At 60.0% G+C, this 24,412-nt stretch carries 24 protein-coding genes; 15 read left to right on the top strand and 9 right to left on the bottom strand.

What is annotated here, in order from left to right; genetic code table 11:
* Window positions 1–62: 62 nt before the first annotated feature.
* Window positions 63–1,400 (top strand): NADP-specific glutamate dehydrogenase, encoded by a 1,338-nt coding sequence (gene gdhA / locus QR290_RS25385; RefSeq protein WP_289203838.1) that lies wholly within the window; start codon window positions 63–65, stop codon window positions 1,398–1,400.
* 10 nt (window positions 1,401–1,410) lie between these two features.
* Here gdhA and QR290_RS25380 read toward each other — a convergent pair whose 3' ends face one another.
* From QR290_RS25380 to QR290_RS25365, 4 genes are all read right to left on the bottom strand, one after another.
* Entirely contained in the window at window positions 1,411–1,905 is a 495-nt protein-coding gene (locus QR290_RS25380) for a GreA/GreB family elongation factor (RefSeq protein WP_289203837.1), read from the bottom strand.
* Window positions 1,906–1,975: 70 nt separating this feature from the next.
* Complete coding sequence (locus tag QR290_RS25375) at window positions 1,976–2,332, bottom strand: hypothetical protein (protein WP_289203836.1); 357 nt, start codon at window positions 2,330–2,332, stop codon at window positions 1,976–1,978.
* A gap of 84 nt (window positions 2,333–2,416) precedes the next feature.
* Window positions 2,417–4,270, bottom strand: a complete 1,854-nt coding sequence (locus tag QR290_RS25370; RefSeq protein WP_289203835.1) for an Lnb N-terminal periplasmic domain-containing protein — start codon at window positions 4,268–4,270, stop codon at window positions 2,417–2,419.
* Between the two features lie 92 nt (window positions 4,271–4,362).
* Window positions 4,363–4,851, bottom strand: a complete 489-nt coding sequence (locus QR290_RS25365; protein ID WP_007950971.1) for a DUF3015 domain-containing protein — start codon at window positions 4,849–4,851, stop codon at window positions 4,363–4,365.
* Between the two features lie 301 nt (window positions 4,852–5,152).
* On the opposite strand from QR290_RS25365, the gene QR290_RS25360 reads away from it, so the two are divergent.
* Both QR290_RS25360 and QR290_RS25355 read left to right on the top strand, forming a co-directional pair.
* Window positions 5,153–7,591: a Lon protease family protein gene (locus QR290_RS25360; protein WP_007950970.1), complete on the top strand. Its 2,439-nt coding sequence runs from the start codon at window positions 5,153–5,155 to the stop codon at window positions 7,589–7,591.
* 244 nt (window positions 7,592–7,835) lie between these two features.
* Window positions 7,836–8,165, top strand: coding sequence for a hypothetical protein (locus tag QR290_RS25355; RefSeq protein WP_007950969.1), 330 nt, complete (start codon window positions 7,836–7,838; stop codon window positions 8,163–8,165).
* 32 nt (window positions 8,166–8,197) lie between these two features.
* On the opposite strand, the gene QR290_RS25350 is transcribed toward QR290_RS25355, so the two are convergent.
* Window positions 8,198–10,027 carry a hypothetical protein gene (locus tag QR290_RS25350; protein WP_289203834.1) on the bottom strand — a complete coding sequence of 610 codons (1,830 nt, stop codon included), beginning with the start codon at window positions 10,025–10,027 and terminating at the stop codon, window positions 8,198–8,200.
* Window positions 10,028–10,189: 162 nt separating this feature from the next.
* Here QR290_RS25350 and QR290_RS25345 point away from each other — a divergent pair, with 162 nt between their 5' ends.
* From QR290_RS25345 to QR290_RS25335, 3 genes are all read left to right on the top strand, one after another.
* Complete coding sequence (locus QR290_RS25345; protein ID WP_007950967.1) at window positions 10,190–10,678, top strand: TIGR00645 family protein; 489 nt, start codon at window positions 10,190–10,192, stop codon at window positions 10,676–10,678.
* A 135-nt stretch (window positions 10,679–10,813) separates the two neighbouring features.
* The gene (locus QR290_RS25340; protein ID WP_007950966.1) at window positions 10,814–11,119 is read left to right on the top strand and encodes a DUF6482 family protein; all 306 of its coding nucleotides are present in this window, start codon (window positions 10,814–10,816) and stop codon (window positions 11,117–11,119) included.
* A 126-nt stretch (window positions 11,120–11,245) separates the two neighbouring features.
* Window positions 11,246–11,863, top strand: coding sequence for an FKBP-type peptidyl-prolyl cis-trans isomerase (locus tag QR290_RS25335; protein WP_007950965.1), 618 nt, complete (start codon window positions 11,246–11,248; stop codon window positions 11,861–11,863).
* A 49-nt stretch (window positions 11,864–11,912) separates the two neighbouring features.
* Here the strand turns inward: QR290_RS25335 and QR290_RS25330 are convergent, their stop codons facing one another.
* The 3 genes from QR290_RS25330 to QR290_RS25320 form a co-directional block, all read right to left on the bottom strand.
* Entirely contained in the window at window positions 11,913–12,170 is a 258-nt protein-coding gene (locus QR290_RS25330) for a PA4570 family protein (RefSeq protein WP_007950964.1), read from the bottom strand.
* A gap of 207 nt (window positions 12,171–12,377) precedes the next feature.
* Entirely contained in the window at window positions 12,378–12,719 is a 342-nt protein-coding gene (locus QR290_RS25325) for a zinc ribbon domain-containing protein YjdM (protein ID WP_007950963.1), read from the bottom strand.
* Window positions 12,720–12,844: 125 nt separating this feature from the next.
* Window positions 12,845–13,813 (bottom strand): polyprenyl synthetase family protein, encoded by a 969-nt coding sequence (locus QR290_RS25320; RefSeq protein ID WP_115079267.1) that lies wholly within the window; start codon window positions 13,811–13,813, stop codon window positions 12,845–12,847.
* A gap of 241 nt (window positions 13,814–14,054) precedes the next feature.
* Here QR290_RS25320 and rplU point away from each other — a divergent pair, with 241 nt between their 5' ends.
* The 5 genes from rplU to QR290_RS25295 all read left to right on the top strand — a co-directional run bounded on the left by rplU (window position 14,055) and on the right by QR290_RS25295 (window position 17,808).
* Complete coding sequence (rplU, locus tag QR290_RS25315) at window positions 14,055–14,366, top strand: 50S ribosomal protein L21 (RefSeq protein WP_003228361.1); 312 nt, start codon at window positions 14,055–14,057, stop codon at window positions 14,364–14,366.
* Window positions 14,367–14,401: 35 nt separating this feature from the next.
* Window positions 14,402–14,659 (top strand): 50S ribosomal protein L27, encoded by a 258-nt coding sequence (rpmA, locus tag QR290_RS25310; protein ID WP_003228360.1) that lies wholly within the window; start codon window positions 14,402–14,404, stop codon window positions 14,657–14,659.
* A 193-nt stretch (window positions 14,660–14,852) separates the two neighbouring features.
* A complete protein-coding gene (gene cgtA / locus QR290_RS25305) occupies window positions 14,853–16,076 on the top strand; it encodes an Obg family GTPase CgtA (protein WP_115079266.1) in 1,224 nt (407 codons plus the stop codon).
* A 137-nt stretch (window positions 16,077–16,213) separates the two neighbouring features.
* On the top strand, window positions 16,214–17,332 hold the full coding sequence (gene proB, locus QR290_RS25300) for a glutamate 5-kinase (RefSeq protein WP_115079265.1): 1,119 nt from the start codon (window positions 16,214–16,216) through the stop codon (window positions 17,330–17,332).
* Window positions 17,333–17,343: 11 nt separating this feature from the next.
* Window positions 17,344–17,808: a CreA family protein gene (locus QR290_RS25295; RefSeq protein WP_085712193.1), complete on the top strand. Its 465-nt coding sequence runs from the start codon at window positions 17,344–17,346 to the stop codon at window positions 17,806–17,808.
* A gap of 116 nt (window positions 17,809–17,924) precedes the next feature.
* Here the strand turns inward: QR290_RS25295 and rpsT are convergent, their stop codons facing one another.
* Window positions 17,925–18,197: a 30S ribosomal protein S20 gene (rpsT, locus tag QR290_RS25290; protein WP_003228351.1), complete on the bottom strand. Its 273-nt coding sequence runs from the start codon at window positions 18,195–18,197 to the stop codon at window positions 17,925–17,927.
* 252 nt (window positions 18,198–18,449) lie between these two features.
* Between rpsT and murJ the strand changes: the two genes are divergently transcribed.
* The 4 genes from murJ to lspA all read left to right on the top strand — a co-directional run bounded on the left by murJ (window position 18,450) and on the right by lspA (window position 24,406).
* Window positions 18,450–19,988, top strand: coding sequence for a murein biosynthesis integral membrane protein MurJ (gene murJ, locus QR290_RS25285; protein ID WP_115079264.1), 1,539 nt, complete (start codon window positions 18,450–18,452; stop codon window positions 19,986–19,988).
* A 129-nt stretch (window positions 19,989–20,117) separates the two neighbouring features.
* Entirely contained in the window at window positions 20,118–21,056 is a 939-nt protein-coding gene (gene ribF, locus QR290_RS25280) for a bifunctional riboflavin kinase/FAD synthetase (RefSeq protein ID WP_162803848.1), read from the top strand.
* Between the two features lie 13 nt (window positions 21,057–21,069).
* The gene (gene ileS, locus QR290_RS25275; protein WP_115079262.1) at window positions 21,070–23,901 is read left to right on the top strand and encodes an isoleucine--tRNA ligase; all 2,832 of its coding nucleotides are present in this window, start codon (window positions 21,070–21,072) and stop codon (window positions 23,899–23,901) included.
* Window positions 23,894–24,406, top strand: coding sequence for a signal peptidase II (gene lspA, locus QR290_RS25270; protein WP_074691487.1), 513 nt, complete (start codon window positions 23,894–23,896; stop codon window positions 24,404–24,406). Before ileS ends, lspA begins: the two co-directional genes overlap by 8 nt.
* The last annotated feature ends 6 nt before the right edge of the window (window positions 24,407–24,412 follow it).

The following is a 24,412-nucleotide window of genomic DNA, read 5'->3' as shown; positions in this document are numbered from 1 at the left end:
GTCGTTTGTTACAGTCCGGCTCAATCTCCTCCAACGACAACAAATTTGCCGAGACTTTTCCCATGATCGAATCCGTCGAATCCTTCCTCGCCCGTCTGAAAAAACGCGATCCGGATCAACCCGAATTCCACCAGGCCGTCGAAGAGGTCCTGCGCAGCCTGTGGCCGTTTCTCGAAGCCAATCCGCACTATCTGACCTCGGGGATTCTGGAGCGCATCTGCGAGCCGGAGCGGGCGGTGGTGTTCCGGGTGTCGTGGGTCGACGATCAGGGCAAGGTTCAGGTCAATCGCGGTTTCCGCATCCAGATGAATAGCGCCATCGGGCCGTACAAGGGCGGCTTGCGCTTCCACCCTTCGGTGAACATGGGCGTGCTGAAATTCCTCGCCTTCGAACAGACCTTCAAGAACTCCCTGACCTCGTTGCCCATGGGCGGCGGCAAGGGTGGTTCGGACTTCGATCCGAAGGGCAAGAGCGACGCTGAAGTCATGCGTTTCTGCCAGGCATTCATGAGTGAGCTGTACCGCCACATTGGTGCCGACGTGGACGTACCGGCCGGTGATATCGGTGTCGGCGCACGGGAGATCGGTTTCCTGTTCGGTCAGTACAAACGGCTGAGCAACCAGTTCACCAGCGTGCTGACCGGCAAGGGCATGACCTACGGCGGCAGCCTGATCCGCCCGGAAGCCACGGGTTTCGGTTGCGTGTATTTCGCCGAGGAAATGCTCAAGCGCCGCGAGCAGACTGTCGAAGGCAAGCGTGTGGCGATCTCCGGCTCCGGCAACGTTGCGCAATACGCGGCTCGCAAAGTGATGGATCTGGGCGGCAAAGTGATTTCCCTGTCCGACTCCGAAGGCACGTTGTACTGCGAGGCGGGCCTCAGCGAAGAACAGTGGTTGGCGCTGCTGGAACTGAAGAACGTCAAGCGCGGGCGGATCAGCGAACTGGCTTCCGCCTTCGGCCTGGAGTTCCGCGCCGGTCAACTGCCATGGTCGTTGCCGTGCGATATCGCGTTGCCTTGTGCCACCCAGAACGAACTCGACGCCGAATCCGCCCGCAGCTTGCTGCGCAACGGCTGCATCTGCGTGGCAGAAGGCGCGAACATGCCGACCACCCTCGAGGCTGTGGATATCTTTATCGAGGCCGGCATTCTGTTCGCGCCGGGCAAGGCCTCGAATGCCGGCGGCGTGGCGGTCAGTGGGCTGGAGATGTCGCAGAACGCCATGCGCCTACTGTGGACGGGCGGCGAGGTGGACAGCAAGTTGCACGGGATCATGCAGTCGATCCACCACGCTTGCGTGCATTACGGTGAGGAAAACGGGCGGATCAACTACGTCAAAGGCGCGAACATTGCCGGCTTCGTCAAAGTCGCCGATGCGATGCTCGCCCAAGGCGTGGTTTAAGAAACGGGGTTCAAGAGCGCTCGATGCGGATCACTTCGATCAGTTGATCGCCGGCCGGGCGCAGCCACAGCACTTCATCGTTGAGCCGCGCGCCAAGCAGCGCACGGCCCAGCGGTGAGGCCCAGTTGATCAGGCCGTTGGCGGCATCGGCCTGGTCTTCACCGACCAGTTGCACCCGGCGCTCCGTGTCGTGTTCGTCGGCGTAGGTCACCCAACTGCCGATCTGCACCTTTTCATTGGAAGTCGGGGCTGGCGCGACCTGAGCGCTGCCGACCCGTTGATTGAAATAACGCAAATCCCGTTCGAGATCAGCCAGCCGCTGCTTGTCCGCCTGTTCGCCCTTGGCGGACTGTTCGGCGTGCAGGGTTTGCAGTTCGGCGACTTTCGCCTGCAACTGGGCAAGCCCTTGCGGCGTGACGTAATTGGGCTGTGTGCTGACCTGCCGTTCGACCGGCTGATCGGCTTGCGCGGCGGCGTTGTCTTCGTTGACGAAGGCGCGACTCATGATGGGCTCCTGTTACAACCGTTGGGCCATGGTCGCAGGCTAAAGGTTTCGCTGGATGTCTGGAAACGACCTACTGCGAACGATAAGCCCGCGCGGCGCCCTGATCCTTCTCCTGCTGCCAGGCGCGCTCGCGTTCGTCCCAGTGCTCGTTGCGATACTGTTCGCGATCCTTGTTTTCCAGCATCGCCTGGCACTGGCGGAAACCGTCGCTCCAGCCCTCGGCGTATTGGTTGTCCTTGAGATAACGCGGCACGTTCTTGCGAAACTCGCCGCTGATCGAACCGGCCGCCTGACGACCGCTGATGCAACCGTCATCGAAACCGTCGGCGAACGCCGGTGGATAACCCTTGGCAATCAGATCTTCGTGGGTGCTCTGACAGCCACCCAGCAACAGCAACACGCCCGCAAAAACCGCACACCGCCACATCACACTCTCCCGGGCCGTTAAACGGCTGATAGGGAAAGTCTAGAAGCGGATTCGTCGATGGGGCGTGAAAGAAAGATCAAAACCTCAGTAGTGATACCACTTCACTTCCAGCATCACCTCGGTTTCAGGCGTGGCCAGATGGCTGAATTCGCGCTGGGCGCTCAGGCGCAGGCCGAGGTTGCGCGACAATTCCCACTGCTGATTCAGGCTCAGGCTACGGCGCACTTCACCATTGAAGAAGTAATCGCCCTTGGCCTCCAGGCTGAGATTGCCCAACGGGTTTTTCCACAGCACGCCGGTATTGAAACCGCCGGCGGGGGAAACGAACTCGGCGAAATCGTTGTTGTGTTCAACGCGCACGGTGCCGAGGGCAAAACCCAGCACATCGTCACCCAGCGCCCAGGTGCCGCCACCGCCACCGTTGACGTGGCTGACCAACGTCTCGTCATCATGCTTGCCCGGTACGCGTTCAAGACCACCGGTGACTTGCCACGACAGCGGCTGCAACAGCGCATTGCGCGGCGTCAGCGAGCGGATGGTCGCCAGATCCAGTTGCTGGAACTGCCAGTGATTGCCTTCGTACTGGCGCAGCTTCATCTGCAGGATTTCGATCTGCGCGCCGAGGGGGAAACTCTCGGCGTTGTCGTTGAGGTCGTGATAGGCCATGCGCAAGCCGTACTCGCCGAACGCGCGGTCACCGCGAGTGCCGAGACCGGCCTGCCAGGTGCGCGATTCGTGGCCATCTTCGGGCAGGCCCGGTTGTGGAATTTGCAGCTCCGGCGCCGGGTTTTTGTTGATCGCCCGCAGCAATTCGAAACTGCGCTGGGCCCGCTGTGGATCACGTTCCTGGCCGTTGGCGCGGTAGCGCTCCAGCCGATACGCCGCGTCAATGATCAGCGCTTGCCGATCCCGGGGCAGGGCCTTGAAGGCTGGATCCTGAAGTTGCTGCTGATCGGCGCTGACTTTCAGCACCCAGTCCTGTTCCTCGCCGCTCAGGGGCTCGGCACGGCTGAGCAGTTCGCGCTCGCGGGACGGGCGGTATTCGATGTGTTCGACCAGTCCGGCTTCCTTCACCGCTTTGACGGTGTCGGTGGGGATTGCGGTCAGCGGGAATTGTTCGGTCAGGCGCAGGCTCGGGCGCGCCACCTGTAATAGTTCGAGCAGGCGATAGGAGCAGTTTTCATCGAAGAAGAAATAGTCGAACTGGATCTGCTTCAACTCCCACACATGCTCGACCATTCGCGCGGTTTCGGCTTGCGTCAGATTGAGCCGGTATTCCCACAGGTCGCGGTTTTCCAGGCTGCGGTATTCCGAGAGTTTTTCCTGATAGGGCACCAGCGCGAACAGCCCCGGATAGCCACCCATCAGGCCTTTCCAGGCGTACAGGATGCTGTTGTCCGAACCTTCGATGTAGGCGCCGAAGTTGATCGCGTAACTGAGCAATGAAGTCTTGTCGCTCTGCACGTCAGCCTGGTCGATGCGCAGCAGGGTGTGGCCGAACATCGACGACGGGCTGTTGAGGTAGGCCGCCGGGAAAATCATCACCGCGCTGTGGGGCGAGACGTCCTTGAACCATTTCTTGAATTCGGCGCAGTCCGGGGTCGGCAGGTCGGTCAGGTTGAGTTGATCTTTCAACCAGCGGGTGCGTGCCGGGTAGACGCACTGGGCGTGTTGCTCACCGAGACGGGCGGGGGCATACAGCGCCTGCACGGTGGCGGCCAGTTCATGGTCGGGATGTTCGTTGCCATCGGGGGCGAGGAAGAATTTTTTGTCGCTGACGTAGCTGCGCCAGCCGCCGAGCTTGGCGGTTTCGTAATGACCGAGGGAAATCCAGAAGCGGTCGTTGGCCAGTTGCTGCAAACGTTGAGGGTCGATGTGGGGCGCGGCGGACAGCGGGGCGCAGACACACAGCGCCAGCCAGGCAAGGCGTTTGAGCATAAATGGCAACTTAAGTCGAAAGAAACAAAGACCCAAGAAGGGCGGGTCGAAAAAATAAAACCCGCTTCCCGAAAGAAGCGGGTGGGTCGAGCTTAAGCCTGAGTCGCGTACTTGGCCAGACGTGGGTCTGCCTTCAGAACGGCCAGGGTGTTGGTATGCACGTCTTCGGCGGTCACGTCAGCCTTGCTGAAGATCTGCTGGAAGTGCTCGTGAGTGACGGCGGCGAAGTGCGCACGGTCTTCCGGCGCCACGCCCAGTACCACGGCATAGGTCGTCAGCGCTTCGCCGTTGCCTTTTGCCATGTCTTCGGACAGCTCGTTCATCATGCCATTCATGGCAAACCAGGATTTGCCGCCGTAGGTCAGCGATGCGTTGGTGGAGCAACCGTTGGTGCCGGACGTCATGCCGAACGTGGCATTGCCGGAAGTGCCGTTGGTGGTGGATGCCAGGAAGTGAGCCGGGGTGCCACGCTGACCTTCGAACAGCATGTTGCCCCAACCGCAATCCGGGCCGCCTGGAGCTTGCGCCATTGCGTTGATGGATACAGCGGTGAAGAGAGTACCGAGAAGAATCCGTTTCATAGCTTTTTTCTCTTTGTGTGCATACCAATGGACAGGGTTCTGGCCCCCCAAGCTCTGTACGAAACAGATCCAAACGAAGCCAGTGGGCCGGTATTAGTTCCAGCCGCGCAGTTTGGAGTTTAGGCACGTTCCCGGGGTTCCGTGATTTTTTACGAAAGATTTGACGATACCCCCGGTTTCAATGGGGCTGCGTCAAGGTTGGCCGGTTGTCTATGCTTTGTCGTATGGCGCGCCTTGCCAGTGGGGCTCGGGCAGCGCCAGAATGCCGCTATCTGCCCCGCCTGATTGTTAAGGAAGCCCGATGCCTGATCCTGTTGCTGCCAGCTTGCGTCTAGCGCCCGAAGCGCTGACCCGTCCGTTTTCCGCTGAACAGTTCAGCTTCACTACCACCAATGATCTGGAGCCCTTTCGCGGTGTGCTCGGCCAGGAACGTGCGGTCGAAGCCTTGCAGTTCGGTGTGGCCATGCCACGCCCCGGTTACAACGTTTTCGTCATGGGCGAGCCCGGCACCGGCCGTTTCTCGTTCGTCAAACGCTACCTGAAGGCCGAAGGCAAGCGCCTGCAGACCCCGGCGGACTGGGTCTACGTCAACAATTTCGATGAGCCGCGCGAGCCCCGCGCCCTGGAACTGCCATCGGGCAGCGCCGCTGCGTTCATCGGCGATATCAACGGCCTGATCGACAACCTGCTGTCGACCTTTCCTGCGGTGTTCGAACACCCGTCCTACCAGCAGAAGAAGAGCGCCATCGACCGCGCCTTCAACCAGCGCTACGACAAGGCGCTGGACGTCATCGAACGTCTGGCGCTGGAAAAAGACGTCGCCCTGTACCGCGACAGCAGCAACATCGCCTTCACTCCGATGCTTGAAGGCAAGGCGCTGGATGAAGCTGAATTCGCCCAGTTGCCGGAGGCCGAGCGCGAGCGTTTCCATGAGGACATTTCCGGCCTCGAAGAGCGCCTGAACGAAGAACTCGCCAGCCTGCCGCAATGGAAGCGCGAGTCGAGCAACCAGCTGCGTCAGCTCAACGAAGAAACCATCACCCTGGCTCTGCAGCCTTTGCTCGCACCGCTGTCGGAAAAGTACGCGGAAAATGCGGCCGTCTGCGGTTACCTGCAAGCGATGCAGGTGTATCTGCTGAAGACCGTCGTCGAACAACTGGTCGATGACAGCAAGACCGACGCGGTCGCGCGCAAGCTGCTGGAAGAGCAATACGCCCCGAGCCTGGTGGTCGGCCATCCGGCCAGCGGCGGTGCGCCGGTGGTGTTCGAACCGCATCCGACCTACGAAAACCTGTTCGGCCGCATCGAATACACCACCGATCAAGGCGCGCTCTACACCACCTATCGCCAGTTGCGTCCGGGTGCGTTGCACCGCGCCAATGGCGGTTTCCTGATCCTTGAAGCGGAAAAAATGCTCGGTGAGCCGTTCGTTTGGGATGCGCTCAAGCGCGCCCTGCAATCGCGCAAGCTGAAGATGGAATCGCCGCTGGGCGAGATGGGCCGTTTCGCCACCGTGACGCTCAACCCGCAGCACATTCCGTTGCAGGTCAAAGTGATCATCATCGGCGCCCGTCAGCTGTACTACACGCTGCAGGACCTCGATCCGGACTTCCAGGAGATGTTCCGCGTTCTGGTGGACTTCGACGAAGACATCCCGATGGTCGACGAAAGCCTGGAGCAGTTCGCACAGTTGCTGAAAACCCGAACTTCGGAAGAAGGCATGGCGCCGCTGACCGCCGACGCGGTGGCGCGTCTGGCGACCTACAGTGCGCGTCTGGCTGAGCATCAGGGGCGTTTGTCGGCGCGGATTGGCGATCTGTTCCAACTGGTCAGCGAGGCGGATTTCATCCGGCACCTGGCCAACGATGAAATGACCGACGCCGGCCACATCGAGCGTGCGCTCAAGGCCAAGGCCACCCGCACCGGTCGGGTGTCGGCGCGGATTCTCGACGACATGCTGGCGGGGATCATCCTGATCGACACCGACGGCGCGGCGGTCGGCAAGTGCAACGGTTTGACCGTGCTCGAAGTCGGCGACTCGGCGTTCGGGGTGCCGGCGCGGATTTCCGCCACGGTGTACCCGGGCGGCAGCGGCATCGTCGACATCGAGCGCGAGGTCAACCTCGGTCAGCCGATTCACTCCAAGGGCGTGATGATCCTCACCGGGTATCTGGGCAGCCGTTACGCCCAGGAATTCCCGCTGGCGATTTCCGCGAGCATCGCGCTGGAGCAATCCTACGGTTACGTCGATGGCGACAGTGCGTCGCTGGGCGAGGCGTGCACGCTGATTTCGGCGCTGTCGAAAACCCCGCTCAAGCAGTGCTTCGCGATCACAGGTTCGATCAACCAGTTCGGCGAAGTGCAGGCGGTGGGCGGGGTCAACGAGAAGATCGAAGGCTTCTTCCGTCTCTGCGAAGCGCGCGGTTTGACGGGTGAGCAGGGCGCGATCATTCCGCAGGCCAACGTCGCAACGTTGATGCTCGATGAGAAAGTACTGGCGGCGGTGCGTGCCGGGCAGTTCCACGTTTACGCGGTGCGTCAGGCCGACGAAGCGTTGAGCCTGCTGGTGGGTGAGCCGGCCGGTGAGCCGAACGAAGAGGGCGAATTCCCGGAAGGCAGCGTCAACGCGCGGGTGGTGGAGCGCCTGCGAGTGATTGCCGAGATGATCAGCGAAGAGGATTTGAAAGAAGCCGAGAAGGAACTGGCGCAGGAGGCGCTGGCGGAGGCCAAACCGGCGTAAGCCAGGCTGCAGTCAAAGAAACGGGAGCCTTGTGCTCCCGTTTTTGTTTTGTCGCGAACGTCGGCAAAAGTGCCATCACTCTGGCGTCAATATTCACACAATGACCATTCGGCGCCTTCTGGTTCTGTGCGGCTTGCGCGGCGGACTTTTCTTCTATTCTCTGCTCAAGGACATCGACAGTATCACTGGATCGAAACAGCTCTTCAGCAAGGGCTGAACACCGGCTTTACCGAGGGTCGCCGCCATGTCGCGCAACCTCTGCCTCACCCGTCAATGCCTGGGTCTCGTGACCCGTATCGAATGCGCCATCAAACCGTTGGCCGGCGATAACGGCATGTGGACGTTGCTCTTCGCCGCCGGCATGGCCGGTGAACAACCTTCCGCCATCAAAGCCCAGGGCCCGTTTCACGGGCCGATCGCCGCCGAGTCGATTCTCGACACCATCGTTGAAAGCCTGACGATGCACGGCTATGAACTGGCCAATGATCCACAGATCTGGTCGCTGCATCTGCAGGCGCAGCTGCGGCAAATCAACGGTGGACGCGGACGCAGCATCGGCACCTTCGACCATTAGCGTCGATCACCGGTGCCGACCATCAGCGTCGATCAGGGCGCAGCGCCCTGGGTCTGCGCCTTGTCGAGTTTGACCTCAAAACCGTATTGCACGGTGGCGAGGTCGGTTCGCTGGTAGGTTTCCACGTGCGTCGGATGTCCATAGAAATAATGCACGCCGAATAACGCCGGCCCTTCCGCGCTCGCGTCGTGGCTGACTGACAGAATCTGCTTCAGGTAATGACCGCTGTCGTCCTTGACGAAGAATCGCCATTCGTTGGCGGGGAATCGCTTCGAATCCACCACCAGCGCGTTGTTTCTGATTTCCAGACCTTTGGGCAGGGCTTTGGCTTCATAAGCCTGTTTCTCCACCGTGGCCAGGAACAACGGCATCGAGCCGACGGCAATCGCCGGGGTTTCCGGGAACAGGTTCAGGTCGTAGGTGATCGTCGCCTGTAGCGGATCGACCTGATACGCCTCGGGCGGCAGTTCGATCGGCTCGTCGAGTTTACCGTTGTGCTTTTCAGTGAAGAACGTCACCGGGCTTTCGCCGGGGCTGAAGTCGTCGCCGAGCATTTCATCATTGAAGGTTTTGCGGTGGTCGAACTCGATGCGCGCGGCGCTCGGCTCTTCAACCGATTGGCGGATATGAACGCCGCTTTTCAGCTGTTCTTCAGTCAGAGACGCGCCCTTGAGCCAGTCGGGCGCCTGGTCGTCGTAGACGGTGATCGGAAGGTCGAGCGGCTGCACGGTTTTTTCCGTGGTGTGCGGATCGAACTCGCGCACGGGCAGATTCAGCGTCTTGCGGGTGACGGTCGCTTCGGAAAAATCCAGCAGGCTGACTTCGAGGGTGTCGATCGGGCCGTTGAAGTACACCTTGTTGTAGTGGTGCGGATGTTGTTGCTCAAAGGCCTGCTGTTCATCGTCCAGCTTTTTTTCCAGCGTATCGCTCCAGGCTTTTTGCTGTTGCAGGTACGCCAGCTGCTTTTGATAGAACGCCACCTGCTCGGGGTTTTCGTTGATGGCGCCGGCACGCACCAGATACTGGCCCGTCGAGTCGCGGGCCTGGACGATCAACGGATTGAGCCGGGTGTTGGCGACTTCCGGGGCGAGCGGCAGCTGATTGCTGAACTCGAGTTCGGCGTAGTGCGTGTCCAGTTTCAGCAGGGTCACTCTGAGGTTGCCGTCGGAGCGGGTCTGGCCGACGTCCTTTTTATCCAGATTGAAACTGTGCAGGCGTTTCGGGGCGATGACTTCCACCCGGCCTTGCAGGCTGACCGGGCGCGGCAGGTTTTTCTTGTCGACATTCAGCCCTTCGATGAACGGGTAGGTGACGGTCAGGTCATCGGGGTTGGTGACGTTGGAGCTGGACGGACTCAGCTGAATGCCCGGATCGGTTTCCGACCACTCCGGCTGATAGGCGATGACCCGTTTGTTGCTCAGGGTTACCGATTGCCATTCCACGCCATGGGGGAAGAGAAAGCCGCCGGGGATGTTGAGCACGAAGGGGAACACCGGTTGCAGGTCGGTGAGGTAATCGGAACTGGAATCCTTGTGCAGCACAAACAGGCCATTGATGAAGGTGTCGACCAGCGCCTGGGGTGTCGGGTAATGCCGGAGTACGCCGAGAGCGTCTTCGCCGTATTCGGTCCGGGGCGGTTTGTTGTCGAGCTTCTGTTGCGCGCGTTCGAGCAACAGCAGCGAGCCGCCGAGTTCGGTAACGGCATCCTTGAGTTTCGGGTCGGTGATGGCGTCCAGCGATTGCTCGAACTGCGCAGTCTTTTCTTCGAGGCTGACCGCGTGCTTTTCATCGCCGGGCGAACACCCGCCGAGCAGCAGGGCGAGGCAAATTCCGGCAGTCGTTATCGGCAATCGCACATCCATTTCCAGTCGTCCTGTCCACTGTCGCTGGGCTGTCAATGGTTTGGACACTAGCAGAAAAACTTTGACACACACACGCAGGTGGCGGATTTCCGGGCGGTTTCTGGCTGTCATGGGCGGCTGGTATACTCGCCGCCGATTTCAACCCTTCTTGTGTGAGAGTCAATGGAACGCTTTATCGAAAATGCAATGTACGCCACGCGCTGGCTGCTGGCGCCGATCTACATCGGGCTGTCCCTCGGGCTGCTGGCGCTGGCATTGAAATTCTTCCAGGAAGTGTTTCATGTCATTCCCAACGTTTTCTCCATGGCCGAGTCCGAGCTGATTCTGGTGCTGCTGTCGCTGATCGACATGGCGCTGGTCGGCGGCTTGCTGGTGATGGTGATGATTTCCGGCTACGAAAACTTCGTGTCCGAGCTGAACATCGATGAAGGCAAAGAGAAGCTCAGCTGGCTGGGCACCATGGACTCCTCGTCGCTGAAGATGAAAGTGGCGGCGTCGATCGTGGCGATCTCCTCGATCCACCTGCTGCGGATCTTCATGGATGCCAAGAACGTCGATCCCGAGCACCTGATGTGGTACGTGATCATCCACATGACCTTCGTGATCTCGGCGTTTGCCATGGGTTATCTGGACAAGCTCACCAAGCACTGATGAGCTGACGATTGCTGTAACAAAACCGCCCGTCTGTTGCGAAACAGACGGGCGGTGTCGTTTGTGGCTTGTGCTTTGATCGGCCGAGGCATATCCCTGTAGGTCTCAAGGCTCGCCACCGCGTGAGGTGCGTTCATGAACCTGCAAGAGTTGAATGCGTTTGCCGTCGCCAGAAAGGTCGACGAACTGAACCTGATCTCCATGGAGGGCGGGATCTATCTGCTTGAGGCCCGGATGCATGGTGCGGCGTACCCGCTGAGCGATCCGCAGGGGAAAATGCTGACGCTGCGTTCGGTCGAGCATGCCCGGGATGTGCTGCATAACTTTCCGGTGCTGCCGTTCAACCTGGTGCACACCTCGGTGCACGATGAAATGTGCGGTCTTGGCGCCAGTGGCGAAGAAAGCCTGAAGGTGCCGCTGGCCTGGCGATCCGCGCTGTAGGCCCGAGGGCCTGATCAATGCCGGAACATCTGTGCTAGTCTGCTCGCCCTTTTGGTTCCGGGCGCGCCGGGACGCGCTGTGTACGCACGGCAAGTCCTGAGGCCGTCCGCACAGCGGAGCAGTGTCATGTCCGAAGTAAATCTGTCCACCGACGAAACCCGCGTCAGCTACGGTATCGGCCGTCAGCTGGGTGACCAGCTGCGCGACAACCCGCCACCGGGTGTCAGCCTGGACGCCATCCTGGCCGGCCTGACCGACGCATTCGCCGGTAAGGAAAGCCGTGTAAGCCAGGAAGCAATGTCCGCCAGCTTCAAGGTGATCCGCGAGATCATGCAAGCCGAAGCCGCTGCCAAAGCTGAAGCCGCCGCTGGCGAAGGTCTGGCATTCCTGGCGGAAAATGCCAAGAAAGAAGGCATCACCACCCTGGCTTCCGGCCTGCAGTTCGAAGTGCTGACTCAAGGTGAAGGCGCCAAGCCATCCCGTGAAGACACCGTGCGTACTCACTACCACGGCACGCTGATCGACGGCACTGTGTTCGACAGCTCCTACGAGCGTGGCCAGCCGGCTGAATTCCCGGTCGGTGGCGTTATCGCTGGCTGGACCGAAGCCCTGCAACTGATGAATGCCGGCAGCAAATGGCGTCTGTACGTGCCGAGCGAACTGGCTTACGGCGCTCAAGGCGTTGGCAGCATTCCGCCGCACAGCGTTCTGGTATTCGACGTCGAACTGCTCGACGTTCTGTAATCCCGTTACCCTGCACAAGCGTGGCTTGTGCAGGGTTTCTCCGCAGTTCTCATACTTCGATCTTGTTGTGCAGTTCACTGGTCGGGCGCAAGGCCCGGGCATAGCAGAACAGGAACAGATTGCGCACCAGCTCCTTGAGCACCAAGGGCTCGCTGGAACTCAGGCCGCTGACGTCCAGATCCCCTTGATCCTGCAATTCGTGCAGGGCTTCTTCTTCCAGTACGGCACAGACTTCACCGGTTTCCCGATGCAGGATCCTGAGGTACGGGTGCGGGCGGTCCAGCCAGGCGTCGATCAAATAAGTCATGGTTCTCATCTCCATTGAAAGGGTTTCAATGAGAATAATTCTTATTCGTCAAATAGCAAGCGCCTATTGGCGGTTTGTGATTTTTTGCGGGTAAAGATTGCGTAAGGTCAAAACGGCTGGCGTTTGGCTATCGCGAGGATTTGTTGGGGATTGCGGAGGAGGGTGAAGCTCCATCCCACGGCGGGCGCGGGATGGAAGACAGCAGACTCAGACTTTTCTGACGAATTCGGATTTGAGTTTCATCGGGCCGATGCCGTCGATCTTGCAGTCAATGTCGTGGTCGCCATCGCACAGGCGGATGTTCTTGACCTTGGTGCCGACCTTGACCACCAGCGAGGTGCCCTTGACCTTCAGGTCCTTGATCACGGTGATGGTGTCGCCGTCCTGCAGGACGTTACCGACCGAATCTTTCTTCACGGCATCATCGGACGCCACTTCGGCTTCACCGCCGGCAGACCACTCGTGGGCGCACTCCGGGCATACCAGTTGGGTGCCGTCTTCGTAGGTGTATTCGGAATTGCATTTCGGGCAGGGTGGCAACGTGCTCACTAAGGCTCCTTGAAGAGGGGATCGCTAAAAGTCGCACATTGTATAGGGTTTTAGCCGCTGATGGCAGGCAACAAAAAACCGCAGGCTCCAACGGAGGCTGCGGTTTTTTGATGACGCAATGCTGATCAGTGCGTGCGGGCGACCGCGAACTCGCTCAGTTCAACCAGTGCATCGCGGTATTCGCTGGCCGGCAGCGCGTCGAGGCACTTGATCGCACGAGCCACGTAGTCACGGGCCAGTTGCGCGGTGTATTCCAGCGAACCGGACGCTTCCACGGCGATGCGGATGCTTTCCAGGTCTTCGATCCCGCCTTTCTGGATCGCCTGGCGTACCAGTGCGGCTTGCTCTGGCGTGCCTTCGCGCATGGTGTAGATCAGCGGCAGGGTCGGTTTGCCTTCGGCCAGATCGTCACCGACGTTCTTGCCCAGGGTTTCGGCGTCGCCCTTGTAGTCGAGCAGGTCGTCTACCAGCTGGAATGCCACGCCCAGGTGATCGCCGAAGGTACGCAGGGCCTCGCTCTGCTCGGTGGTGGCACCGGCCAGCGCCGCGGCGCTGTGGGTCGAGGCCTCGAAAAGCATCGCGGTCTTGCCGCGGATGACTTCCATGTAGGTTTCTTCGGTGGTGCTGGCGTCGCGAACCTTGGACAGCTGCAACACTTCGCCTTCGGCGATGATGCGCGTGGCCTGGGACAGGATCTTCATCACCGGCATCGAGCCCAGTTCGACCATCATCTCGAACGAGCGCGAGTACAGGAAGTCGCCCACCAGTACGCTCGGGGCATTGCCCCACATGGCGTTGGCGGTCGAACGGCCACGGCGCATGCCGGACATGTCGACCACGTCGTCATGCAGCAGGGTGGCGGTGTGCAGGAATTCGATGGTGGCGGCCAGCAGGCGCATGTCGTCGCCTTCGCGACCCAGGGCCTTGCCACACAACAGCACCAATAAAGGACGCAGGCGTTTGCCGCCGGCCGACGTGATGTAATCGCCGATTTTCGATACCAGCGGCACTCGGGAAGTCAGCTGCTTCTTGATGATGCCGTCGACGGCGCTAAAATCGTCCGCCACCGCGCGGTAGAAAGCTTGGGGTTGCATCAGCGACAGGTGCTCCAGAAGGGTTGCGCGGCATGCTAGGACCCACGTCCGGGCCTGTCAAGGCGCGATGGACGGCCCCTTGCATGACTTCGAAGGCTTGCGTACAATCGCGCACCCTGAACTTCCTGGGCAGCACCTGCCTTACGCAATTGCACTTGGGCCGTTCCAGCCCCATGCAGCCATGCCAGCCAATACCTCTTCTTATAAAGAGCTGGGTGAGCAGGATTATCGGAGAAATACCATGTACGCAGTAATCGTTACCGGCGGTAAGCAATACAAGGTCGCTGAAGGTGAATACCTGAAGATCGAAAAACTGGAAGTCGCTACTGGCGAATCCGTGACTTTTGACCGCGTTCTGTTGGTCGCCAATGGCGACGACGTGAACATCGGCGCACCTGTTGTTGCTGGCGCAACCGTCAAGGCTGAAGTGATCTCCCAAGGTCGTCACGATAAAGTCCGCATCATCAAGTTCCGTCGCCGTAAGCACCACATGAAGCGTATGGGCCACCGCCAGTGGTTCACCGAGATCAAAATCACCGGTATTCAGGCTTAATTACAGCCTAATTCCTCACTAGGAGAATTGAACTCATGGCACACAAAAAAGCTGGTGGTAGTACCCGTAACGGTCGCGACTCAGAAGCCAAACGCCTTGGCGTGAAGATGTATGGCGGCCAGGTCATCAAGGCCGGCAACATCATCGTGCGTCAGCGCGGCACCCAATTCCACGCTGGCTACGGCGTTGGCATGGGTAAAGATCACACCCTCTTCGCGAAAATCGAAGGCGTGATCAAGTTTGAAGTAAAAGGCGCCTTCGGTCGTCGTTACGTGAGCGTTGTCGCAGCCTAACTGCGAGAGTGCTGGAGAAGCCCTGTCTTGCGACGGGGCTTTTTCGTTTGTGGGGTGAGTCTCTTGCAAAGCTGTTTGTATGGGCTGCCGGCGTGCGATGCAGGTCGTGGATTGGGGTCGCTGCGCTCATTTTTGCAAGAGTCTTATGTCTTGATTGTTTTTCGGCTCGTCCGTACGGCGAGAGGCGTTGGTTATGAAGTTTGTTGATGAAGTATCGATCCGCGTAAAGGCTGGCGACGGCGGCAATGGCTGCATGAGTTTCCGTCGGGAAAAATTCATTGAAAACGGCGGCCCGAACGGTGGTGACGGCGGTGACGGCGGTTCCATCTTCATGATGGCCGACGAAAACCTCAACACCCTGGTGGACTACCGTTACACCCGGCACTTCGATGCCGAGCGTGGCTCCAACGGCGGCAGCACCGACTGCACCGGCAAGAAGGGTGAAGATCTGATCCTGCGCGTGCCGGTTGGCACCACGATCATCGACTCTGCTACCCAGGAAGTTATCGGCGACCTGACCAAATCCGGTCAGAAGCTGATGGTGGTTCAGGGTGGCTGGCACGGTCTGGGTAATACCCGTTTCAAATCCAGTACCAACCGTGCGCCGCGTCAGACGACGCCGGGCAAACCGGGCGAGCAGCGCGACCTGAAACTGGAAATGAAGGTACTGGCTGACGTCGGCCTGCTGGGTCTGCCGAATGCCGGTAAAAGTACCTTTATCCGCTCGGTTTCGGCTGCCAAGCCGAAAGTTGCCGATTATCCGTTCACTACCCTGGTGCCAAACCTGGGTGTGGTCAGTGTCGATCGCTGGAAAAGCTTCGTCATCGCCGACATCCCGGGTCTGATCGAAGGTGCTTCCGACGGTGCGGGTCTCGGTATCCGTTTCCTCAAGCACCTGGCGCGTACCCGTCTGCTGCTGCACCTCGTGGACATGGCGCCGCTGGACGAAAGCAGTGCACCGGACGCCGCTGAAGTGATCGTCAACGAGCTGATCAAGTTCAGCCCGTCGCTGGCCGAGCGTGATCGCTGGCTGGTGCTGAACAAGTGCGACCAGATCCTCGAAGAGGAACACGAAGAGCGCGTCAAGGAAATCGTTGAGCGTCTGCAGTGGGAAGGTCCGGTCTACGTGATCTCGGCCATCGCCAAAGAAGGCACCGAGCGCCTGACGCGCGACATCATGCGTTATCTGGAAGATCGTGCTGATCGCCTGGCCAATGACCCGGCCTACAAGGAAGAGCTGGCCGATCTCGATCAGCGCATCGAAGACGAAGCCCGTGCTCAGTTGCAGGCGCTGGATGACAAGCGTGCCCTGCGTCGCAGCGGCGTGAAGTCGGTCCACGACATCGGCGACGATGACTGGGACGAAGAAGATGTGGATGACGAAGACGGTCCGGAAATCATTTACGTGCGTGACTGATTCGTTGCAGTAAACTTAAGCGCCGCTCAATCGAGCGGCGTTTTAGTATCTGGAAATCGATTGTTGGTCACGAAGAACCACGAATAACGTCACGGGCAGTGCCAGGTCGCGCTGCCCTCAAGCTAAGGTTGAAGATGATGCGGAGCAAGGTGACAGGTGCGCAGCGTTGGGTCGTGAAGATCGGCAGCGCTTTGCTGACAGCGGATGGCAAAGGGCTGGATCGCGCGGCAATGGGTGTCTGGGTCGAGCAGATGGTGGCTCTGCATGAGGCCGGCGTCGAGCTGGTGCTGGTGTCCTCCGGGGCAGTGGCGGCGGGCATGAGCCGCCTGGGCTGGACCGCTCGACCCAGTGCGATGCACGAGCTCCAGGCCGCTGCAGCAATCGGTCAGATGGGTCTGGTACAAGCTTGGGAGTCGAGCTTTGCCGAGCATGGCCGGCACACTGCGCAGATTCTCCTGACCCACGACGACCTGTCCGACCGCAAGCGCTACCTGAACGCCCGCAGCACCTTGCGCGCGCTGGTCGAGCTGAAAGTCATCCCGGTGATCAACGAGAACGACACCGTGGTCACCGATGAGATCCGTTTTGGCGACAATGACACGCTCGCGGCGCTGGTGGCCAACCTGGTCGAGGCCGATCTGCTGGTGATCCTGACGGATCGCGACGGCATGTTCGACGCCGATCCGCGCAACAACCCTGATGCCCAGCTGATTTACGAAGCGCGCGCCGATGATCCGACCCTCGATGCGGTGGCGGGCGGCACTGGCGGTGCGCTGGGTCGTGGCGGCATGCAGACCAAGTTGCGTGCGGCGCGTCTGGCGGCGCGTTCCGGTGCGCACACCATTATTGTCGGTGGGCGTCTGGAGCGGGTGCTCGATCGTCTGAAGGCAGGCGAGCGCATTGGTACGCTGCTGTCGCCTGAGCGCGGCATGCTCGCGGCGCGCAAGCAGTGGCTGGCCGGTCATCTGCAAACCCGTGGCACGCTGGTGCTGGATGACGGCGCGGTTTCTGCGTTGTCGGAAGGTCACAAGAGTCTGCTGCCGGTCGGCGTCAAGCTGGTTCAGGGCAGTTTCCGTCGCGGTGAAATGGTGGTTTGCGTGGCGCCGGACGGTCGTGAGATCGCCCGTGGTCTGGCCAACTACAGCGCGCTGGAGGCACAAAAAATCATCGGTCAGTCGTCGGATGCGATTGTCGGTTTGCTGGGTTACATGGCTGAGCCGGAACTGGTTCACCGTGACAACCTGATTCTGGTCTGAGGAAAAGCGCAATGCGCATGGCAAAAGGATTGTTGGGTCTGTTGATGGCGTTGCCATTGCTGGCCTCGGCCGAGGAAATCGGCCAGGTGTCGACGGTGTTCAAGTTTGTCGGGCCGAATGACCGGATCGTGGTCGAGGCCTTCGACGATCCAAAGGTTGAAGGTGTGACCTGCTATCTGTCGCGCGCCAAAACGGGTGGCGTGAAGGGTGGCTTGGGTCTGGCCGAGGATCGTGCCGAGGCATCCATTGCCTGTCGTCAGGTCGGGCCGATCAACTTCAAGGGCGAGTTGAAAGATGGCGAAGAGGTGTTCAAGGAGCGCACTTCGCTGGTGTTCAAGACCATGCAGGTGGTGCGGTTCCTCGACAAGAAGCGCAATACCCTGGTGTATCTGGTCTACAGCGACCGCCTGATCGAGGGCAGTCCGCAGAATGCGGTGACGGCGATCCCGATCCTGCCGTGGGCGCCAGTCCATTAATCTGGACGTAAATAAAAAGAGGAGCCGGTTGGCTCCTCTTTTTTTGCGTTTGTTTTCAGCAAATCGCAGGCAATAAAAAACCGACCCTGAGGTCGGTTTTTTAATGACTACGTCGCTTAGGCAGCTTCTTTCAGTGCCTTGACGTGGCCATTCAGACGGCTCTTATGACGAGCAGCCTTGTTCTTGTGGATGATGCCTTTATCGGCCATGCGGTCGATAACTGGCACAGCCAGAACGTATGCAGCTTGAGCTTTTTCAGCGTCTTTTGCGTCGATGGCTTTAACTACATTCTTGATGTAGGTACGAACCATGGAACGCAGGCTGGCGTTGTGGCTGCGACGCTTCTCAGCCTGTTTTGCACGTTTTTTGGCGGAAGGTGAGTTGGCCACCGTCGAGCTCCTCGAAAGACTTTTTAGGAAATAGCAAACAAAATAGGCCGCGAATCATGCCGATGAGTTGAAGTCTTGTCAAGGGCGCTTGAAACGTTCCGCTAAGTGGTAGGCGTGGTGCGACGGGATATTTCTTTCCGGCGTGTGACCTGTAAACTCGCGAGCTTTGGCTCTGTGCTGTTGCGGCGCGGAGTATCGCACAAGTGGGCGCGTTATTCGCCTGCTGTTTATCGACAGGCACACATTCCTTCAATGAATCTGCTCAAATCGTTGGCCGCCGTCAGCTCTATCACGATGCTTTCCCGCATTCTCGGGTTTGTTCGCGACACGCTCATTGCCCGCACCTTCGGCGCCGGAATGGCGACCGACGCCTTCTTTATCGCCTTCAAACTGCCCAATCTGCTGCGCAGGATTTTCGCCGAGGGGGCGTTTTCCCAGGCGTTTGTGCCGATCCTGGCCGAATATAAAAGCCAGAAGGGCGAGGAGGCGACCCGCACCTTTATTGCCTACGTTTCCGGCCTGCTGACGCTCGTGCTGGCACTGGTCACCGCGCTGGGCATGATTGCCGCGCCCTGGGTGATCTGGGCGACGGCACCGGGTTTCACCGATACGCCGGAAAAATTCCAGCTGACCTCCGATCTGCTGCGAGTGACCTTCCCCTATATATTGCTGATCTCCCTGTCTTCGCTGGCGGGCGCGATTCTCAACACCTGGAACCGTTTCTCGGTGCCGGCGTTCGTGCCGACTCTGCTCAATGTCAGCATGATCGTGTTCTCGCTGTTCCTGACGCCGTATTTCGATCCACCGGTCATGGCCCTCGGCTGGGCGGTGCTGGTCGGTGGTCTGGCGCAGTTGCTCTATCAACTGCCGCACCTGAAAAAGATCGGCATGCTGGTGCTGCCGCGCTTGAATCTGCGCGATACCGGTGTCTGGCGGGTGATGAAACAGATGTTGCCGGCGATCATCGGCGTCTCTGTCAGCCAGATTTCCCTGATCATCAACACTATCTTCGCCTCGTTTCTGGTGGCGGGCTCGGTGTCGTGGATGTACTACGCCGACCGTCTGATGGAGCTGCCGTCCGGTGTGCTCGGTGTGGCGCTGGGCACGATCCTGCTGCCGACATTGGCCAAGACCTACGCCAGCAAGGATCGCCACGAATATTCGCGGATTCTCGACTGGGGCCTGCGCCTGTGCTTCGTGCTGGTGTTGCCGTGCGCGCTGGCGCTGGGGATCCTGGCCGAGCCGTTGACCGTTTCGCTGTTCCAGTACGGCCAGTTCAGCGGGTTTGACGCGGCCATGACCCAGCGGGCATTGATTGCCTATTCTGTCGGTCTGTTGGGGATTATCGTGATCAAGGTGCTGGCGCCAGGCTTCTATGCGCAACAGAACATCCGTACGCCGGTAAAAATCGCAATCTTCACCCTGGTGGTCACGCAGTTGTTCAACCTGGTGTTGATCGGGCCACTGGCCCATGCCGGTCTTGCACTGGCAATCAGCGCCGGTGCGTGCCTGAACGCCGGCCTGTTGTTCTATCAACTGCGCAAGCAGCAGATGTATCAACCGCAACCGGGCTGGCTGAAATTCGGTTTCAAGCTGTTGGTCGCTGTGGCGGTGATGTCGGCCGTGCTGTTGATCGGCATGCATTTCATGCCCGCGTGGGATCAGGGCCACATGCTGGAGCGCTTCCTGCGCCTGGGCGCCCTGGTGGTTGCCGGTGTGGTAGCTTATTTCGGCATGTTGCTGCTGCTCGGTTTCCGCCTGCGCGACTTCAATCGCAAGGCGTTGAGCTGAGGTTTCACCCTTGAAAGACGGGCGCGGGCCGGCAGTTTTGTCGGCTCGTTCACTTTGGGTTACGGTGTTGCCTGTCGTCGGCCGTCGGGTGTGGTTATAATCGGCCACTTTATGAGCAAGAAGCGCGTTATGCAGCTGGTTCGAGGCCTCCACAATCTGCGCCCCCAGCATCGGGGCTGCGTCGCCACTATTGGCAACTTTGACGGTGTTCACCGTGGTCACCAGGCCATTCTGGCCCGACTGCGTGAGCGTGCGCTCGAGTTGGGCGTACCCAGCTGCGTGGTGATTTTCGAGCCGCAGCCACGGGAATTCTTTGCCCCGGAGACCGCGCCGGCGCGTCTGGCCCGGTTGCGCGACAAGCTGCAATTGCTGGCCGCCGAAGGTGTCGACCGGGTCTTGTGCCTGGCCTTCAACCAGCGCCTGAGCAAACTCAGCGCCAGCGAGTTCGTCGATACCATCCTCGTTGATGGTCTCGGTGTGCAACATCTGGAAGTCGGTGACGATTTCCGCTTCGGTTGCGACCGTCTCGGTGATTTCGATTTCCTGTTGCAGGCCGGGCAGGTTCACGGTTTTACCGTGGAAGCTGCGCAAACCGTCGAGCTGGACGGCATCCGCGTCAGCAGCACCCAGGTGCGCAACGCGTTGGCCGCCGCCGATTTCGCGTTGGCCGAACGTTTGCTCGGTCGCCCGTACCGGATTGCCGGTCGCGTGCTGCATGGCCAGAAGCTGGCTCGCCAACTGGGTACGCCCACGGCGAACATTCAACTGAAACGCCGTCGCGTGCCGTTCACCGGGGTTTACCTGGTCGACGTCGGCATCGACGGCAAGACCTGGCCCGGCGTCGCCAATATCGGCGTGCGGCCCACGGTGCAAGGTGATGGCAAGGCCCACCTTGAAGTCCATCTTTTAGATTTTGCCGGCGATCTGTATGACCGGCGTTTGACGGTGGTTTTCCACCAGAAGCTGCGTGAAGAGCAGCGTTTCGCCTCCCTGGAGGCATTGAAAACGGCGATCAGCGCGGATGTCGCCGCCGCCCGTGCACTAGCCGCACCTAGCGCCCATCGCTAATGAAGAGCCTTAAATGACCGACTATAAAGCCACGCTAAACCTTCCGGACACCGCCTTCCCAATGAAGGCCGGCCTGCCACAGCGCGAACCGCAGATCCTGCAGCGCTGGGACAGTATTGGCCTGTACGGAAAGTTGCGCGAGATTGGCAAGGATCGTCCGAAGTTCGTCCTGCACGACGGCCCTCCGTACGCCAACGGTACGATCCACATCGGTCACGCACTGAACAAGATTCTCAAGGACATGATCATCCGCTCGAAGACCCTGTCGGGCTTCGACGCGCCGTATGTTCCGGGTTGGGACTGCCACGGCCTGCCGATCGAGCACAAGGTTGAAGTGACCCACGGCAAGAATCTGGGCGCGGACAAGACCCGCGAACTGTGCCGCGCCTACGCCACCGAGCAGATCGAAGGGCAGAAGTCCGAATTCATCCGTCTCGGCGTGCTGGGCGACTTCGCCAACCCGTACAAGACCATGGACTTCAAGAACGAGGCCGGTGAAATCCGCGCTCTCGCCGAAATCGTCAAGGGCGGTTTCGTGTTCAAGGGCCTGAAGCCTGTGAACTGGTGCTTCGATTGCGGTTCGGCTCTGGCCGAAGCGGAAGTCGAGTACGAGAACAAAAAGTCCTCGACCATTGACGTGGCGTTCCCGATCGCTGACGAGGCCAAACTGGCCGCTGCGTTCGGTCTGCCATCGCTGAGCAAACCTGCCTCGATCGTGATCTGGACCACCACCCCGTGGACCATCCCGGCCAACCAGGCGCTCAACGTTCACCCGGAATTCACCTACGCGCTGGTCGACATCGGCGACAAGCTGCTGGTGCTGGCTGAAGAGCTGGTCGAATCCTGCCTGACCCGTTACGGCGTCGAGGGCACCGTATTGGCAACAGCACCAGGCTCGGCGCTGGAACTGATCAATTTCCGTCACCCGTTCTATGACCGTCTGTCGCCGGTGTACCTGGCCGACTACGTGGAACTGGGCGCCGGCACCGGCGTGGTTCACTCCGCTCCGGCCTACGGCGTGGACGACTTCGTGACCTGCAAGAAGTACGGCATGGTCAACGACGACATCCTCAACCCGGTACAGAGCAACGGCGTTTACGTGCCGTCGCTGGAGTTCTTCGGCGGCCAGTTCATCTGGAAGGCCAACCCGGCCATCGTTGAAAAACTCACCGAAGTCGGTGCGCTGATGCACACCACCGTCATCGAACACAGCTACATGCACTGCTGGCGTCACAAGACCCCGCTGATCTACCGCGCCACCGCGCAATGGTTCATCGGCATGGATAAAGAGCCAGTCAGCGGCGACACCCTGCGCGTACGCTCGCTCAAAGCCATCGAAGACACCAAGTTCGTTCCGGCCTGGGGCCAGGCGCGCCTGCACTCGATGATCGCCAACCGTCCGGACTGGTGCATCTCCCGTCAGCGTAACTGGGGCGTGCCGATCCCGTTCTTCCTGAACAAGGAAAGCGGCGAGTTGCACCCACGCACCGTCGAGCTGATGGAAGAAGTCGCCAAGCGCGTCGAAGTCGAAGGCATCGAAGCCTGGTTCAAGCTCGACGCGGCCGAACTGCTGGGCGATGAAGCGCCGCAGTACGACAAGATCAGCGACACCCTCGACGTCTGGTTCGACTCGGGCACCACGCACTGGCACGTCCTGCGCGGTTCGCACCCGATGGGCCACGAGTCCGGTCCGCGTGCCGACCTGTACCTGGAAGGTTCGGACCAGCACCGTGGCTGGTTCCACTCGTCCCTGCTGACCGGTTGCGCCATCGACAATCACGCGCCGTACCGCGAGCTGCTGACCCACGGTTTCACCGTGGACGAGTCCGGCCGCAAGATGTCCAAGTCCCTGGGCAACGTGATCGCGCCGCAGAAAGTCAACGACACCCTGGGCGCCGACATCATGCGTCTGTGGGTCGCCTCGACCGACTACTCGGGCGAAATGGCCGTGTCCGAGCAGATCCTGCAGCGCAGTGCGGACGCCTATCGTCGTATCCGTAACACCGCGCGCTTCCTGCTTTCCAACCTGACCGGTTTCAACCCGGCCACCGACCTGCTGCCGGCCGAAGACATGCTGGCGCTGGATCGCTGGGCGGTGGATCGCACTCTGCTGCTGCAACGCGAGCTGCAAGAGCACTACGGCGAATACCGTTTCTGGAACGTCTACTCGAAGATCCACAACTTCTGCGTGCAGGAGCTGGGTGGTTTCTATCTGGACATCATCAAGGACCGCCAGTACACCACCGGCGCCGACAGCAAGGCCCGTCGTTCGTGCCAGACCGCGCTGTTCCACATCTCCGAAGCGCTGGTGCGCTGGATCGCGCCGATCCTGGCGTTCACCGCCGACGAGCTGTGGCAATACCTGCCGGGCGAGCGCAACGAATCGGTGATGCTCAACACCTGGTACGAGGGTCTGACCGAGTTGCCGGAAGGCTTCGAGCTGGGTCGCGAGTACTGGGATCGCATCATGGAAGTGAAGGTGGCGGTCAACAAAGAGATGGAAATCCAGCGCGCGGCGAAAGCCGTCGGTGGCAACCTGCAAGCCGAAGTGACGCTGTTCGCCGAAGACGCGCTGACCGCTGACCTGGCCAAGCTGAGCAACGAGCTGCGCTTTGTCCTGATCACCTCGACTGCCACCGTTGCGCCGTTCGTGCAGGCTCCGGCCGATGCGGTGGCCACCGAAGTCAGCGGCCTGAAGCTGAAGATCGTCAAATCCGCCTTCCCGAAATGTGCCCGTTGCTGGCACTGCCGCGAAGACGTCGGCGTGAATCCGGAGCATCCGGAAATCTGCGGCCGTTGCGTGGACAACATCGATGGCGCCGGTGAGGTTCGTCACTATGCCTAACGCCGTTGGCCGTTTCGGACGGCTGAGCTGGCTCTGGTTGAGCTTGCTGGTTCTGGTCATCGACCAGGCCAGCAAGTTCTACTTCGAAGGCAAGCTCGAGATGTTCCAGCAGATCGTGATCATCCCTGATTACTTCAGCTGGACACTGGCCTACAACACCGGTGCTGCGTTCAGCTTCCTGGCGGACAGCTCTGGCTGGCAGCGCTGGCTGTTCGCCCTGATCGCGATTGCGGTCAGTGCGGTGCTGGTCGTCTGGCTCAAACGCCTGGGCCGCAACGAAACCTGGCTGGCCATCGCCCTGGCGCTGGTGTTGGGCGGCGCGCTGGGCAATCTATATGACCGCATTGCCCTGGGCCATGTGATCGACTTCATTCTGGTGCACTGGCAGAACCGCTGGTACTTCCCGGCGTTCAACTTTGCCGACAGCGCCATCACCGTTGGTGCGGTGATGCTGGCACTGGATATGTTCAAAACCAAGAAATCCGGAGAAACCGTTCATGACTGAACAGGT

Source organism: Pseudomonas fluorescens (assembly GCF_030344995.1).
GTDB lineage: Bacteria > Pseudomonadota > Gammaproteobacteria > Pseudomonadales > Pseudomonadaceae > Aquipseudomonas > Aquipseudomonas fluorescens_BF.
This window is presented reverse-complemented; position numbering and strand designations above follow the sequence as displayed.

Excerpts from the sequence above, each read along its gene's own strand:
- QR290_RS25350 (WP_289203834.1), bottom strand. The coding sequence starts at position 10,027 with ATGGATGTGCGATTGCCGATAACGACTGCCGGAATTTGCCTCGCCCTG.
- QR290_RS25355 (WP_007950969.1), top strand. The coding sequence starts at position 7,836 with ATGTCGCGCAACCTCTGCCTCACCCGTCAATGCCTGGGTCTCGTGACC.
- proB (WP_115079265.1), top strand. The coding sequence starts at position 16,214 with ATGCGGAGCAAGGTGACAGGTGCGCAGCGTTGGGTCGTGAAGATCGGC.
- ribF (WP_162803848.1), top strand. The coding sequence starts at position 20,118 with ATGCAGCTGGTTCGAGGCCTCCACAATCTGCGCCCCCAGCATCGGGGC.
- ileS (WP_115079262.1), top strand. The coding sequence starts at position 21,070 with ATGACCGACTATAAAGCCACGCTAAACCTTCCGGACACCGCCTTCCCA.
- rplU (WP_003228361.1), top strand. The coding sequence starts at position 14,055 with ATGTACGCAGTAATCGTTACCGGCGGTAAGCAATACAAGGTCGCTGAA.
- QR290_RS25375 (WP_289203836.1), bottom strand. The coding sequence starts at position 2,332 with ATGTGGCGGTGTGCGGTTTTTGCGGGCGTGTTGCTGTTGCTGGGTGGC.
- QR290_RS25345 (WP_007950967.1), top strand. The coding sequence starts at position 10,190 with ATGGAACGCTTTATCGAAAATGCAATGTACGCCACGCGCTGGCTGCTG.
- QR290_RS25370 (WP_289203835.1), bottom strand. The coding sequence starts at position 4,270 with ATGCTCAAACGCCTTGCCTGGCTGGCGCTGTGTGTCTGCGCCCCGCTG.
- QR290_RS25295 (WP_085712193.1), top strand. The coding sequence starts at position 17,344 with ATGCGCATGGCAAAAGGATTGTTGGGTCTGTTGATGGCGTTGCCATTG.
- gdhA (WP_289203838.1), top strand. The coding sequence starts at position 63 with ATGATCGAATCCGTCGAATCCTTCCTCGCCCGTCTGAAAAAACGCGAT.
- QR290_RS25380 (WP_289203837.1), bottom strand. The coding sequence starts at position 1,905 with ATGAGTCGCGCCTTCGTCAACGAAGACAACGCCGCCGCGCAAGCCGAT.
- rpmA (WP_003228360.1), top strand. The coding sequence starts at position 14,402 with ATGGCACACAAAAAAGCTGGTGGTAGTACCCGTAACGGTCGCGACTCA.
- QR290_RS25320 (WP_115079267.1), bottom strand. The coding sequence starts at position 13,813 with ATGCAACCCCAAGCTTTCTACCGCGCGGTGGCGGACGATTTTAGCGCC.
- QR290_RS25335 (WP_007950965.1), top strand. The coding sequence starts at position 11,246 with ATGTCCGAAGTAAATCTGTCCACCGACGAAACCCGCGTCAGCTACGGT.
- QR290_RS25360 (WP_007950970.1), top strand. The coding sequence starts at position 5,153 with ATGCCTGATCCTGTTGCTGCCAGCTTGCGTCTAGCGCCCGAAGCGCTG.
- QR290_RS25330 (WP_007950964.1), bottom strand. The coding sequence starts at position 12,170 with ATGACTTATTTGATCGACGCCTGGCTGGACCGCCCGCACCCGTACCTC.
- QR290_RS25365 (WP_007950971.1), bottom strand. The coding sequence starts at position 4,851 with ATGAAACGGATTCTTCTCGGTACTCTCTTCACCGCTGTATCCATCAAC.
- cgtA (WP_115079266.1), top strand. The coding sequence starts at position 14,853 with ATGAAGTTTGTTGATGAAGTATCGATCCGCGTAAAGGCTGGCGACGGC.
- murJ (WP_115079264.1), top strand. The coding sequence starts at position 18,450 with ATGAATCTGCTCAAATCGTTGGCCGCCGTCAGCTCTATCACGATGCTT.
- QR290_RS25340 (WP_007950966.1), top strand. The coding sequence starts at position 10,814 with ATGAACCTGCAAGAGTTGAATGCGTTTGCCGTCGCCAGAAAGGTCGAC.
- lspA (WP_074691487.1), top strand. The coding sequence starts at position 23,894 with ATGCCTAACGCCGTTGGCCGTTTCGGACGGCTGAGCTGGCTCTGGTTG.